General features: G+C 60.6%; 14 protein-coding genes. 13 read left to right on the top strand and 1 reads right to left on the bottom strand.

What is annotated here, in order from left to right:
- Positions 1–15: 15 nt before the first annotated feature.
- From mreC to rsfS, 13 genes are all read left to right on the top strand, one after another.
- Entirely contained in the window at positions 16–957 is a 942-nt protein-coding gene (mreC, locus tag DW796_RS03565) for a rod shape-determining protein MreC (protein ID WP_117564242.1), read from the top strand.
- A gap of 11 nt (positions 958–968) precedes the next feature.
- Positions 969–1,535: a hypothetical protein gene (locus tag DW796_RS03560; protein ID WP_117646379.1), complete on the top strand. Its 567-nt coding sequence runs from the start codon at positions 969–971 to the stop codon at positions 1,533–1,535.
- Positions 1,536–1,548: 13 nt separating this feature from the next.
- Complete coding sequence (gene mrdA / locus DW796_RS03555; protein WP_118094272.1) at positions 1,549–3,618, top strand: penicillin-binding protein 2; 2,070 nt, start codon at positions 1,549–1,551, stop codon at positions 3,616–3,618.
- Positions 3,619–3,627: 9 nt separating this feature from the next.
- Positions 3,628–4,854, top strand: a complete 1,227-nt coding sequence (locus DW796_RS03550) for an FtsW/RodA/SpoVE family cell cycle protein (protein ID WP_022094759.1) — start codon at positions 3,628–3,630, stop codon at positions 4,852–4,854.
- A gap of 18 nt (positions 4,855–4,872) precedes the next feature.
- Positions 4,873–5,802, top strand: coding sequence for a YcjF family protein (locus DW796_RS03545; protein WP_118094271.1), 930 nt, complete (start codon positions 4,873–4,875; stop codon positions 5,800–5,802).
- 10 nt (positions 5,803–5,812) lie between these two features.
- A complete protein-coding gene (locus DW796_RS03540) occupies positions 5,813–7,690 on the top strand; it encodes a TIGR03960 family B12-binding radical SAM protein (protein ID WP_118094270.1) in 1,878 nt (625 codons plus the stop codon).
- On the top strand, positions 7,687–8,499 hold the full coding sequence (locus tag DW796_RS03535) for a TIGR03936 family radical SAM-associated protein (RefSeq protein WP_117757141.1): 813 nt from the start codon (positions 7,687–7,689) through the stop codon (positions 8,497–8,499). The genes DW796_RS03540 and DW796_RS03535 overlap by 4 nt, the downstream gene beginning before the upstream one ends.
- Before the next feature lie 67 nt (positions 8,500–8,566).
- Positions 8,567–8,941 (top strand): 50S ribosomal protein L21, encoded by a 375-nt coding sequence (gene rplU, locus DW796_RS03530; RefSeq protein ID WP_035138585.1) that lies wholly within the window; start codon positions 8,567–8,569, stop codon positions 8,939–8,941.
- Positions 8,942–8,974: 33 nt separating this feature from the next.
- A complete protein-coding gene (gene rpmA, locus DW796_RS03525) occupies positions 8,975–9,232 on the top strand; it encodes a 50S ribosomal protein L27 (protein ID WP_006236075.1) in 258 nt (85 codons plus the stop codon).
- Between the two features lie 84 nt (positions 9,233–9,316).
- On the top strand, positions 9,317–10,783 hold the full coding sequence (obgE, locus tag DW796_RS03520) for a GTPase ObgE (RefSeq protein ID WP_172676293.1): 1,467 nt from the start codon (positions 9,317–9,319) through the stop codon (positions 10,781–10,783).
- Positions 10,784–10,786: 3 nt separating this feature from the next.
- A complete protein-coding gene (gene nadD, locus DW796_RS03515; RefSeq protein WP_055285119.1) occupies positions 10,787–11,464 on the top strand; it encodes a nicotinate-nucleotide adenylyltransferase in 678 nt (225 codons plus the stop codon).
- An 87-nt stretch (positions 11,465–11,551) separates the two neighbouring features.
- Entirely contained in the window at positions 11,552–12,085 is a 534-nt protein-coding gene (gene yqeK, locus DW796_RS03510) for a bis(5'-nucleosyl)-tetraphosphatase (symmetrical) YqeK (RefSeq protein WP_187362364.1), read from the top strand.
- Positions 12,086–12,112: 27 nt separating this feature from the next.
- A complete protein-coding gene (rsfS, locus tag DW796_RS03505; protein WP_118094268.1) occupies positions 12,113–12,568 on the top strand; it encodes a ribosome silencing factor in 456 nt (151 codons plus the stop codon).
- A gap of 97 nt (positions 12,569–12,665) precedes the next feature.
- Here the strand turns inward: rsfS and dinB are convergent, their stop codons facing one another.
- A complete protein-coding gene (dinB, locus tag DW796_RS03500) occupies positions 12,666–13,919 on the bottom strand; it encodes a DNA polymerase IV (protein WP_187362362.1) in 1,254 nt (417 codons plus the stop codon).
- Positions 13,920–14,051: the final 132 nt, after the last annotated feature.

Raw genomic sequence — 14,051 nt, 5'->3', positions numbered from 1 at the left:
CGACAATCAACGGGTATGCGCCCGTTGATTGTTTTCAGCCTGATTTCGGTGTTGCTGCTCACGTTTTACATCCGCGAGGGCGAGGCAGGACCGATTCATGCCGTGCGCTCGGGCGTGACGACGATTACCTCGCCGGTGCGCTTTGTGGGCTCGGCTGTGGCGGCTCCCTTCAATGCGATCGGTAACGTGTTCTCTAACCTTACGGCGTCGCAGGACACGCTTGACGAGCTTAAGAAACAAAACGAGGAACTGACCTCTAAGGTTGCCGAGCTCTCCGAGGCTCAAAAGACCGCCGAGCGACTGGAGGGGCTGGTCGGCCTGCAGTCGACCTACAACCTCAAATCAACCGCAGCTCGTATCGTCGGCGCTTCGGGCGATGCCTGGACCTCGACCGTCACCATCGATAAGGGTTCTGCCGACGGTCTTACCATCAACATGCCTGTGACGAGTTCTGCCGGTGTCATAGGCCAGATTATCGAGGTCTCGGCCAAGACGTCCACCGTGCGCCTGATTGGCGATGAGAACTCGGGCGTGTCCGCTATGGTGCAGGACACGCGCGCCCAGGGCATGCTGCAGGGTCAGGCTGACGGCACGCTGCGTCTTGAGTACGTGAGCGTCGATTCCGACGTTAAGGTTGGTGACATCATCGTGACCTCGGGCATTGGCGGTGTGTTCCCCAAGGGTCTACCGCTCGGCACCGTCTCGTCTGTTGAGAAATCGGCTAACGACGTGTACTACACCATTGTGGTGCGCGCCCAGACGACGGCCGAGAACAACGAGGAAGTGCTGGTCATTACCTCGCTGACCGACGAACAGTCGGCCTCGGATGAGGACGTGAACACGGCCAACAGCACGCCGCAGGGAACGTCGCGCGATGCTGCGACCAAGACGAAGGACGAGAGCCCGGATGACAGTTCCGACACGTCCGAGACGACCGATTCCGGCTCGAGCGAATAGGGGGCATGTCCATGGATCTACACGAGCAGGGGATGAGCTCCCGCACGTTTGTAATCGCCGCCATTGTGTGCGTGCTGCTGCAGGCAGGCCTGGCACCGCAGATCTCCATTGCGGGCGGTCGCGTCAACTTTATGATTATCCTGGTGTGCCTAAGCGTGTTCTCGGGCGACCCGACCCGTGCCGTCGTGTGCGGTTTTTGCAGCGGCTTGTTCTATGACCTTTCCGCTGCCGTGCCGGTGGGCGTTATGTCGCTCCTGCTGACCGTGGGTTCTTTTGCCCTGGTGCATAGCGCCGCCGGTCAGACGGGCGGTACTCCGAGTGCGCGCGGCATCACTGTGGGCGCCTTCGCGTTCGTCATTAATGTGATCTACAGCATCATCTTGCTGTTTATGGGTTTGGAGACGAGCTTTGTCGTGGCGATCTTCGGCCATGCGCTGCCGTCTTCGATCCTGACGGGTCTGGTTGCCATTCCGTTTTTGATGTCCGGCGTCGTGCCGCAGTCCGGTTATGGATTCTCCGCACGTGGCGGACGCCAGACGGGCATGCGCTTTAAGCCCAAGACCCGTAAGCTCAAATAGGGGAGGCTCGTAGATGTCTTCCCAGATGACGGTTATTATCGCCGGTATCGTGCTGGTTGTGGCCATCGTGGTCGCACTGGTCATCATGCGTCGCGGCGATTCTCGTTTTACCTACGATACGCAGCATGGAACGGCCCCGCGCGCCACCGAGGGCGAGGGCAATACCGCGGCGACCGCCTTTAAGGGCCGCTTCTCCATCCTCACCACGGGTGTGGGCGCGATGTTCGCGGCGCTTGCCGTCAAGCTGTGGGGCATGCAGATGGTCTCGTCGGACTATTACGAAAAGCAGGCTAATAGCAATCAGACGCGCACCGTTACCACACCCGCTGTGCGCGGTCGCATCCTCGACCGCAATGGCGTGGCGCTTGTCCAGAACCGTCCCTCACTTGCTGTCGTGGCCTATCGCGACCTTGCTGAGGATGAGGTTCTGGTTCGTCATCTTGCCAACGTGCTCGGTATGCCCTACGTGGCGGTGCTGCGCAATATTCAGGACAATTCCGAGGGCGCCCAGAGCCTGCATACCATCGCGACGGACGTCCGTCGCTCCACGGTTGCCTATATTCAGGAGCACGCCGGCGAGTTCCCGGGCGTCAAGATTGCCGAGCGTACCGAGCGCCAGTATCCATATGGCGAGACGGCATGCCATATCTTGGGATATACCGGCACCATTACCTCCGAGCAGCTCGAGGCCCAGAATAAGAAAACCTCTGGCGATGATGATGCTTCTGCTGGCAAGATTACGTACCAGTCGGGCGATATCGTGGGCCAGGCGGGTGTTGAGAGCTACTACGAAAACCTGCTGCAGGGTATTCGTGGCGAGCAGACCGTCAAGGTCGATGCCTCGGGCAATGTGACCGGTCAGGCCGGCGCCGTGCCCGCCAAGGCCGGCTCCGACATTAAGCTCACGCTCGACCTTAAGATCCAACAGGCCTGTGAGACGGCGCTGGCGAGCGCCATCGAGCTTGCCAAGACCACTGGCTACAGCAATGCCGGCAACGGCGCTGTGGTGTGTCTCGATCCCAACAATGGCGAGATCCTGGGCATGGCGAGCGAGCCCAAGTTCGATCCGTCCGTCTTTATCGGCGGCGTCTCAAATGACGTGTGGACCGAGCTCAATGATGACAAGGGTTCGCACCCGCTGCTCAACCGCGCCATTAGCGGACAGTACATGTCGGCCTCGACCATCAAGCCGCTCTCGGCACTGGCCGGTCTTGAGTTTGGAACCTACACTTCAACGCAGACAACCAACTGCACGGGCTATTGGACGGGCCTGGGCAAGGCTTGGGGCAAGCGCTGCTGGCTGACGTCTGGACACGGCACCATGACGCTGCAGTCGGGTATCGCCAACTCGTGCGACCCCGTCTTCTACGACATGGGCAAGGCCTTCTTTTATGACGAGCAACATTCCGAGGGGCTGCAGGAGGTCTTTCGTCGCTGGGGCCTAGGCAAGACCTGCGGTATCGATCTGCCGAGTGAGGGCGCGGGCCGTATTCCCGATGCCGAGTGGAAAGAGTCGTACTTTACCGACGCCTCTGCCGAGGACCGCAAGTGGAATGCCGGCGATATGACCAACATTGCCATCGGCCAGGGCGACATCCTGGTGACGCCTCTGCAGATGGCATGCGCCTACATGGGCCTCGCCAACGGCGGTAAGCAGTACGTGCCTCACGTGTTTTTGTCTGCCGTGTCGCGCGATGGCGACGGCGATGCCTATAAGTACAACGGCAAAGGCAAGAAGAAGCGCCTGGAGGCCAAGATCAACAGCGATTCGGATTTGACTCTTGTTCGCAACGGCATGCACGATGTGATTTACACGGCATCGACGTCCCTGGCGGCTCACTTTGGCACCCTGACGCCGCAGGTATACGGCAAGTCGGGCACGGGCGAGAAAAGCGGCGAGGACGAATACGCGTGGTTCTGCGCCTATGCGCCGGCCGATGATCCCAAGTATGTCATCGCTACTGTTCTGGAGCAGGGCGGCGGTGGCTCAGATACCGCGATGCATGTCGTGCGCGATGTGCTCGGCGTGATTTATGACGAGCCCGATACCTCTTCGGCCTCGGGCGATTCTTCGGTTCGATAGGAGGTTGCGATGGATTTTTCTCCGGCGGATCTGTTCCGTTCAACCAAGACCGGCTCTCGCAGCAGCCTGGACCGCGTCAACAAGCAACTTTCGGCCTCGCGCGGCACGTTTCGCCAAAAGGTGCATATCGGTGTGCTCGTGGCTACAGTGGCGCTCGTCGCCTACGGTGCCATCATTATCTGGTCGGCTTCGCAGTTTAAGGCCGATGCTTCGTTCTCACGTCATCTTCTGGGAATTGGCATCGGGGCGGTGCTGGCGGTGCTGGTCTGGCGTACCGACCTGCGCGGTATTTCCAATTTCTCGACAGCGTTGCTCGTCATCGACCTGATCGTTATCTTCTCACCCAAGATTCCGGGTCTGTCCTATACAGGCGGTCTGGGCATGACGGGCTGGATCAAGATTCCCGGTATCGGCTTGACATTCCAGCCGGTTGAGCTTGCCAAGCTTATCACCATCTTCTTTATCGCCACGCTTGGCTCGCAGTATAACGGCCGCATCGATACCGTTCGCGACTACGTTAAGCTCTGCGGCATGCTGTCCATCCCGTTTTTGGCCGTCGTCGCCATGGGCGACCTGGGCTCGGGCCTGGTCGTGCTGGTCTCGGGCGCCATCGTCATCTGCATGAGCGGTGCGCGCCGCGAATGGGTGCTGTCGACCCTGGCCCTGCTCGTGGGCCTGGTGGCCCTCGTCCTGGCGCTCGATTCGGTCTTTGATTCGTTGCTCGGCCACGATGTGCTCATCAAGCAGTATCAGATGAACCGCCTGACGGTCTTTATCGACCCCGATAATGCCGATTCGGACGATGCCTACAACCTGCAGCAGTCGCTTATCGCCGTTGGCTCGGGTGGCTTCTTTGGTAAGGGTTTGGGCCATGCGACGCAGTCGGCCGGCGGCTTTCTGCCTGAGTTCCACACCGACTTCGTCTTCGCCTTCCTGTCCGAGACCTTTGGCTTTTGCGGTTCCTTTTTGCTCCTATGCCTCTACGTGCTGCTGATCTTTTCGACGATTCGCGTCGCCTTTAAGTGTGAGTCGCTGTTCTTGCGCCTATCGTGTGTGGGCATCGTTGGCATGTGGGCGTTCCAGACCTTCGAAAACATCGGCATGTGCATTGGCATGATGCCGATTACCGGTATTCCGCTACCGTTTATTAGCTTCGGTTCGTCTTCGATGATGATTCAGCTGCTGACGGTGGGTATCGTACAATCCATATGGCGGCATCGTTCGGGCGCCGCGTAACCGCTGGAGGGGTTTGCTATGAAAATTCCCGTAGATAAGCTGACCCGCGCTTTTAAGATGGGCGCGTCCGTTAAGAAGGATTCCGATACGCCGGTGCGCGTCTCGGTCTATTTGGATTCGTCCGCCTCGCGCTTTCTGGCCGAGACGGTGCGTGACGCCTTTGTGCCGCAGACGACCTCGGGCATTGTGCGCGTCGAGCGTCTGGGGGAGGAGCGAATTGCTCCAAAGACCGATACCGATGTGGTACTGGTGCTCTCGTGCGGTTCCGACCGCTTGGAGAGTGCCGTGCAGGAGCTCGTGATCGCCGGCGCGCCCGTGTGCGTGCTTGCCGAGTCAGCTGTGGAGGTGCCGTTTATCGAGGAGTCCACGCCCATGCTCGGCGTGGTGGCGGCAACCGATAAGACGTATCTGCTCGAGACGCTTGCCCGCTGGATTCTCGATCGCACCGAAAAGGAAACGGCTTTTGCGGCGAACTTTGCCTTCATGCGCATCGCAGCGGCCAATCGTATCATCACCTCGTGCGCGCTCACTAATATGGCGACCGGTGCGCTGGTGTTTTTGCCGGGCGCCGATTATCCCGTTATGGCGCTGGCGCAGGTGGGCATGCTCTTTGAGCTCGCTGCCGTCTTTGGACGCGGCATTAAGCCTGAGCGCGGCTACGAGGTCGCGGGCGTGCTTGTCGGCGGTCTTGTGATCCGCGCGGTCACCCGCGCGCTCGTCAAGCAGACGCCGCATATTGGGTTTGCCGTCAAGGCGCTCACTGCTGCCGCGGGCACCTATGGCATGGGCCGTGCGCTCGTTTCGCTCTACGAACGCGATGTCGACTACAGCCGTGCCAACGAGGTGGTTACTGCCACGTTCTCCCGCGTTCGCGATCTGGTGACCACGGTCGCGGGCGCTACCCGTCCTATGGCGTCCTATCAGGACACATCAGATCTCGCTGCTTAGGGGTTTTCCGTTGCGCGTTCCGTACCAAGATTGTTTTCATTTAATTGAGCCGTTGCTCGCCAAGGTCGAAAAGCCGAGTCGCTATATCGATCACGAGTGGGGCACGCTTTCCAAGGCCGATGCCGACTACCGTTGCTGCCTGATCTACCCGGATGTGTACGAGGTTGGTCTGCCCAACCAGGGTATCGCCATCCTCTACAACATCCTTAACCAGGCCGAGGGCATCTCCTGCGAGCGTGGCTATGTGCCGTGGCCCGATATGGGTGACGCTATGCGCGAGGCAGGCATTCCGCTGCTCTCGCTCGAGGGTGCAGCGCCGGTCGCTTCGTTTGATATCGTCGGCCTGCATGTGCCGCACGAGATGGCGGTGACGAACTTCCTTGAGGCACTCGACCTCGCTGGCATTCCGCTGTTAGCGGCCGACCGAGGTGAAGACGACCCCATCATCATCGCCGGCGGTCCCTCGGTGTACAACCCCGAGCCGTACGCGGCCTTCTTCGATGCCATCCTCATCGGCGAGGGCGAGGAATCGCTGCTCGAGACCTGCCAGCTGCATCGCCGCCTGCGCGACGAAGGAGTCCCGCGCGCGCAGATTGTTGAGCAGCTTGCATCCATTGCCGGCAACTACGTGCCGTCGCTCTATGAGGTTCGTCACGACGAGCCCTGCTCGCCGCATGGCTACACCGTGCCGCGTGAGGGCAAGGATGCGCCGACCGTGGTCTACAAACGCGTCGTCGAGGATTTCGGCGCCACGAATCCGCTGTCGCAGTCGTGCGTACCCTATGCGCAGCTGGTCCACGACCGCCTGTCTATCGAGATCCTGCGCGGCTGCGCCCGCGGCTGTCGTTTTTGCCAGGCCGGCATGACGTATCGCCCGGTGCGCGAGCGCTCGGCCGACCAGATCGTCTCGTCGGTGATTCAGGGTCTGGAAAAGACCGGCTATGACGAGGTGTCGCTGACCTCGCTCTCCACGACCGACCACTCCTGCATTCGTGACGTGCTCGGCAGGCTCAACCGTCGCCTGGAGGATACGGGTATTCGCGTGTCTATTCCGTCGCAGCGCTTGGATTCGTTTGGCGTGGATATGGCCGAGTCGGTCGCCGGCGAAAAGAAGGGCGGCCTGACGTTCGCGCCCGAGGCCGGCAGCCAACGCATGCGCGACATCATTAACAAGAACGTGACCGAGGAGGACCTGGACCGTGCGGCCAAGGCGGCCTTCGAGGCCGGCTGGAACCGCATGAAGCTCTACTTTATGATGGGCCTTCCCGGCGAGCGCGACGAGGACATCGTGGCCATCGCCAATCTGGCCGATCACGTGCTGGAGCTCGGTCGTTCCGTGGTGCCCAAGGCTCGTCGCGGCTCGATCTCGGTGTCCATCTCGGTTTCGGTCTTTATCCCCAAGGCTGCCACGCCGTTCCAGTGGTGCCCGCAGCTCGACTACGACGACGTCAAGCGTCGCCAGAAGCTGCTCATCACGAGCGTTCGCAACCGTGCCGTCCGCGTGCATTACCACGATGCCGAGACCTCGCTCATCGAGGCCGCGCTCTCCCGCGCCGGTCGTGACATGACGCCCGTCATCATCGATGCTTGGCGCTCGGGGTCTCGCTTTGACGCCTGGGTAGAGCATTTCTCGCTCGATAACTGGAAGGAGGCTGCTGCCAAAAACGGCATCGACCTCAATGAGCTCGTGCACCTGCCCTACGAGTTGGACTGGCGTCTGCCGTGGGAGCATGTGAGCCCCGGCTGCACGCGCGGCTTCCTCGAGCGCGAGTACCGTCGCTCGCTCGAGGGTGTCACGACTCCCGACTGCACCCGCACGTCGTGCACCGGCTGCGGAATCTGCCCCACGCTCCACGCCAAGAATGTATTGATGGGTGATCGCGCATGAGTGAGCGCCTGACCGACAACCCCACGCTCTTTAGACTTCGTGTTCGCTATGGCAAGCGCGATCGCCTTAAGTACCTGGGCCATCTCGAAGTAATCCATACCATTGAGCGCATCGTGCGCCGTGCGGGACTTCCCTATGCCGTCACGCAGGGCTTCTCTCCGCACATGCGAGTGGGCTTCTCTTCGGCGCTACCGGTGGGTACGTCGTCGATCTGCGAGTGGTATGACCTGTTTATGACCGAGTTCGTGGCGCTCGACGAGGCGTTTGGGCGCCTGGCTGCGGCGTCTCCGGCCGATCTGGCGCCCATCGAGGCGGCGTACATCGACGTGCGCACGCCGGCGTTGACGGCGCAGCTCACGCGTCTGTCGTATCGCATCGACCTGCACTTGGATCCCGAGGCGCCCGTAAGCGCCGACGAGGTGCGTCGTGCGATCGACACGCTGCGCGCGGACCATGGCATCGACTACGCGCGCGGCAAAAAGAGCAAGCGCTTGGATTTGGATCACACGCTCGTGGGCTATGAGCTCACGGCGGGGGAGCGCCCTGACCATTTGGTGCTCATGCTCGACACCCATGCCGACAACGAGGGCTCCATGCGTCCGGAAATTTTGCTTTCCGCTGCTGATGTTTTGTTGCAGGGCTTGACCCCGGGCGTGGATGCACCTATTGTTTCCACCGGTATGCAAGACCTCGTGACCATCTGCTCCTACGATGTCGAGCGTCAGAATCAAGCATGCGAGGACGACGAGGGCCGACTCGTCAGCCCCATACCTGTGCGAACTTGTGGATTTGCTCCACATACTCGTTGACGGGGGTATTTTCGCCTGCTACTATATTCGGCTGTTGCACTAACTGATGCATGAAGGGCAAGTAAACATGTACGCAATCGTTAACACGGGCGGCAAGCAGTACAAGGTCGCCACCGACGATGTCATCACCGTCGAGAAGATCGAGGGCAATGAGGGCGACAAGGTCACCCTGCCGGTCATCTTCCTCAACGATGGTAAAAAGATCGTCACCGATCCCGACAAGCTGGCCAAGGCCAAGGTTACCGCTCAGATCGTTGAGCAGTTCAAGGGCGAGAAGCAGCTGGTCTTCAAGTTCCACAAGCGTAAGCGCTATCGTCGTCTGAAGGGTCACCGTCAGCAGCTCACCAAGCTGAAGATCGTGAAGGTCCAGGCTACGTCCCGAGCCAAGAAGGCTGTCAAGGCAGAGGCCGAGGCTGTTGCCGAGGCTCCCGTCGCCGAGTAGATTACACTCGTAACGAAAGAGTAGGTATACACAATGGCACACAAAAAAGGACTCGGTTCCTCCCGTAATGGCCGTGACTCCCGCGGTCAGCGCCTTGGCACGAAGCGCTATGCCGGCCAGACGGTAACCACGGGCACGATTCTCGTCCGTCAGCACGGCACGCACATCCACCCGGGTGAGAACGTTGGCCGTGGCAAGGACGACACGCTGTTCGCGCTGGTCGACGGTACCGTTGAGTTCCACAAGGGTATCAAGCACAGGGTCAGCGTACGCCCGCTCGCGAACGCGTAATTCACCCTTCATAGAGCACATATGTGGGAGGCACTTGAGTTTTAGGATTCAAGGGTCTCCCTCTTTTTGTAGGAGGCGATTCTGTTGTCACAGTTCACCGATATCAGCCGCATTAACGTGTGCGGCGGCGACGGCGGAGCCGGATGCATGTCGTTTAGGCGCGAGGCATTTGTCCCCAAGGGCGGCCCCGATGGCGGCGACGGCGGTCGTGGCGGCAATGTCGTCATCCAGGCCGATGCTCAGCTGTCTTCGCTGATCGATTACCGCTTTAAGCATCACTTCCGCGCCGAGCGCGGCACGCACGGGCAGGGTGCCCGTCGTAACGGTAAGAGCGGCGAGGACCTTATTCTCAAGGTTCCCATGGGTACCGTGGTGCGCGAGCTCGACCCCGAGACGCAGACCCCGATGTTCGAGATTGCCGACTTGGTGCATGATGGCGAGCGCGTCGTTGTGGCGCCCGGCGGTGCCGGCGGTCTGGGCAATACGCACTTTGTGACGTCGGTGCGCCGCGCGCCCGCATTCGCCCAGCTGGGCGAGCCGGCCGAGGAGCACTGGATTGAGCTCGAGATGAAGCTCATGGCCGATGCCGCACTCGTGGGCTTCCCCTCGGTGGGTAAGTCATCGCTCATCGCGCGCATGAGTGCCGCCCGTCCTAAGATTGCCGACTACCCGTTTACCACGCTCGTGCCAAACCTCGGCATGGTGCGTGCCGGCGAATATTCTTACGTCGTTGCCGACGTCCCCGGCCTTATTGAGGGCGCGAGCGAAGGCAAGGGCCTGGGTCACCAGTTCCTGCGCCACATTGAGCGTACGGCCCTGATCATGCATGTCGTCGACATGACGGGTGGTTTTGAGGATCGCGATCCGGTCGAGGATTATCGCATTATTAACCGTGAGCTCGAGCAGTATGGCGCAGAGCTCTCGGAGCGCCCGCAGATCGTTGTCGCCAACAAGTGCGATGCGCCGGGCACGGCCGACAAGATTGCCGACCTTAAGCGTGCGGCGCTCGACGATGGTCATATGTTCTTTGCCGTGTCTGCTGTGACGGGCGCCGGCCTCAACACGCTGATGCTTGCCGTGGGCGAGCAGGTGGCTAAGCTGCGTGCCGAGTTGGCTGTCTCCGATGAGCCGGTCGTTCTGCGCGACGATGAGTGGGAGCGCCGTCGTCTGCAGCGCGAGAAGCGTTTCCGCATTGTTCAGGAAGAGCCCGGTGCCTTCCGCGTGGTCGGTCGTGCCATCGAACGCATGGTCATCCAGACCGACTGGGAAAACGAGGAAGCCGTCATTTACCTGCAGCATAAGTTTGCGCGTATGGGTGTTGACGACGCGCTCGAGAAGGCCGGTTGCCGTGCGGGCGACGAGGTCCGCATTTGCCAGCGCGCCTTTGACTTTGAGGGCGCCGAGGACTTCTCGGAGTACGAGGAGCTCGAGGATGCTGGCGAGGACGTTGCCGTTGAAGCCATTGACGTGGCCGATGCTGCGGATGAGGGCGTCGAGGTTGTCGATGCGGCGGATGCCGCGGGCGATGCCGAGACCTCGGAGGGCGAGTAAGCCATGTCGCTGCGCGGTGGAATCGGTCTGCCCGAGCTTCCTCTAGAGGATGGGCAGGAGTTTAGGCTCGGCATTATGGGTGGCACCTTTGATCCCATTCATTACGGGCACCTGGTGACCGCCGAGCAGGCGCGCGAGTCGCTCGACTTGGACGCTGTGCTTTTTATGCCGGCGGGTTCTCCTGCCTTTAAGCTTGACAAGCCGGTGACGCCTGCCGAGGACCGTTATGCCATGACGGTCCTCGCCACCGCCGCGAACCCGGCCTTTTTGGCGAGCCGGTTCGAGATTGACCGTCCGGGTGTAACCTATACGGCCGATACGCTTCATGCCCTTCGCGACTTTTACCCGCCGCAGGTAAAGCTCTACTTTATTACGGGCGCCGATGCGATTATCGATATTGTGACCTGGCATGATGCCGAACGAATCGCTGAGCTTGCTACCTTTATTGCGGCGACGCGACCGGGCTTTGATATCGATACGGCGCGTGCCCGAATCAAAGAGTCGGGGCTGCCGTTCGACGTGCGCTATATTCAGATTCCGGCGCTGGCGATCAGCTCGACGAACATCCGTAAGCGAGTTGCCCGCGGCATGAGCGTGCGCTATCTTACGAGCGAGTCCGTGCTCGGCTACATTCGCAAGCGCAGGCTATATGCCGATTTGGGCCAAGAAGATTTTGAGTGATGGGGGTCTACGTTGTCGGTAGAGGATCAGTTTGAGGGCGATGAGCGCGCGCTGCTCAAGCGCATTCAAGAGCTGCTCGATGTTCGCATGAAGGATAAGCGCAAGCGCTATGTGCATTCGCTGGGTGTTGCCGAGACCGCACTTCATCTGGCCGAGATCTACGGCGTTGACCGCTTTGATGCCGCTGCCGCCGGCTTGATCCATGACTGGGACAAAGTGCTCTCCGACGACGAGCTGGTCACGCGCGCCCTGCATTACGGCATTAAGATTGCCGGCTCTCCGTCTGCCGCGACGCCGCTTTTGCATGGCCCTGTTGCCGCCTATGAGCTTCCGCAGCTTTTTCCCGAGCTGTCGCCGGCCGTTTTCCAGGCTGTCGACCGTCACACCGTGGGTGCCTGCGACATGACGCCGCTCGATATGGTGGTCTTTGTGGCCGATGCCATCGAGCCCAACCGCCACGGCGACTATGCCCATGCGCTGCGCAAGATGGTGGGGGAGTCGACGCTCGACGAGTTGTTCTTCTCCTGTTTTGCGCAGGGTTTGGTTTATGTGATCCAGTCTGGGCGCTATCTTTATCCCACGGCTATTTCGATTTACAACCATTACGCCCAGCTACGCTAGCTCGGGCTGTCTAGAAAGAGGTATTCCATGGCCGACGAGACCATGACCGACGAGCAGATTCTTGAAGGCGTGGAGCACAAGAGCTTCATTGCCACGTCCGACCGCACCGCCGCCTCGCTGTCCACGAGCGGTGTCGCCGCCGAGGATGTCGCCCGCGCCGCCGCGCAGGCCGCCTACGATAAGAAGGGCGAGGACGTTCAGGTGCTCGACCTGACCGAGCTTTCCGACGTGTGCGACTACTTTGTGCTTGCCACCGGTACCAACAACCGCCAGGTCGATTCGATCGTCGACGAGATCGAGGAGAAGGTCGCCGAGGCTTGCGGCGAGCATCCGTTCTCCATCGAGGGCCGCGAGCAGAAGACCTGGATGCTCATGGACTATGGTTCGGTTGTCGTCCACGTTTTCACTCCCGAAGCGCGCGACTTCTACCGTCTCGAGAAGCTCTGGGGCGACGCTCCCCAGCTTCCCCTCGACCTCCTCTAGGAGCTCATTTGGGACGGGGTTTTAGTTACTCTCACGCATATCGCCGGGCAGTTGCGGTTTTCCGTATCTGCCCGGCTTTCTTTTTGCCCAAAGGCGGTTAATCGTTGAAGCGGGATTGACGGCCGAAGGATAGGGCGGTGTCGCCGAACTTGTCTCGGACGGCGTCGATCGCGACGGAGAGCTCGCGGCGGTCGCTGGATTGGGCTCCGCGGTCGTCGACTTCGCAGAACAGGTCGGTCTGGATGCCGCCCTGATGGTCAAAGTCGCTCATGCCGATGCCTGCTAAGCGAACATGCATGCCTTCCTGCCAGATGTTGTCGAGCAGTTCGAGCGCAACCGCCACAAAGATGTTCTCATCGTCGGTCGGATGAGGCAGCCGGCGCTGTGCCGTACGGCCGCTTCCATACGAATACTTAAGCTTGAGCGTTACCGTGCCGCCCGTCAGTCCCTGACGGCGCAGGCGGCGTCCCACTGACTCGCCCAGCAGCGCAATCGCCGCTTCGATGTCCCCGCGCTCAGTCAAATCTTTCGCAAAGGTGCGTTCATTGCTGACCGACTTGACCTCACGCTCTTCATCGAGACTCGTGACTTCGGAGATTTCGAGTCCCAGCGCACGCTGGCGCATGCGTTCGCCGTTGACGCCAAAAATTGCAGCTAGCGTGGATTCCGGCGCGCGTGACAGCTCGCCGAGCGTGTAGATGCGCATACGGCGCAGTCGCTCCTCGGCCGAGCGCCCGATGCCGCTCATGGCAGATACCGGCAGCGCGGCCAAAAAGCGCTGCTCGGTTCCGGGGCGCACAATCGTCAATCCAAACGGCTTGTCACGCTCGCTTGCGATCTTTGCGACCGTCTTGTTGCAGCCCACGCCAATGGAACACGTCACTCCCAGCGCTGCCACGCGGTCGCTTATACGCCGTGCTACCAGTAGCGGGTCTTCGGGCGCAAAGCGACCCGGTGTGATATCGATAAAGGCTTCGTCGATGGATACGCGCTCAACGCGCGGCGTCTCCTCGGCAAGAATCGCCATGACCTGCGCGCTCACCTCGCGGTAGCGATCAAAGTGCCCGTGCGTCCAAATGGCTTGCGGGCACAAGCGCCGCGCCTCGGCCGAGGCCATGGCAGAGTGCACGCCAAAGCGACGTGCCTCATACGAGCATGTGGACACGACGCCACGCGAATCGGCGTCTCCGCCCACGATGAGCGGCTTTCCGCGCCATTCGGGATGATCGAGCATCTCCACGCTCGCAAAAAACGCATCGAGGTCCATGAGGCCCACCGCCGGACCCGTCCAGGGAGGCGGCGTGACGCCCATGGCATCCTCATAACCGTATGTATGTTCGCGTCTTTCCATGTCATGAGTATACCGCGCAGCTCATGTGGGGTGCGTGTATGTGCTTGCAAATCCCGAATTCTTGTCTAAGATATGGATTTGCCCTCGACTACACCGAAGAAGTTGGTCTCACGGACTTCACCTGCCCGCGTC

Origin of the sequence: Collinsella sp. AM31-2AC (assembly GCF_003469285.1) — a bacterium.
In the GTDB taxonomy this organism is placed as follows: Bacteria; Actinomycetota; Coriobacteriia; order Coriobacteriales; family Coriobacteriaceae; genus Collinsella; species Collinsella aerofaciens_AT.
This window is presented reverse-complemented; position numbering and strand designations above follow the sequence as displayed.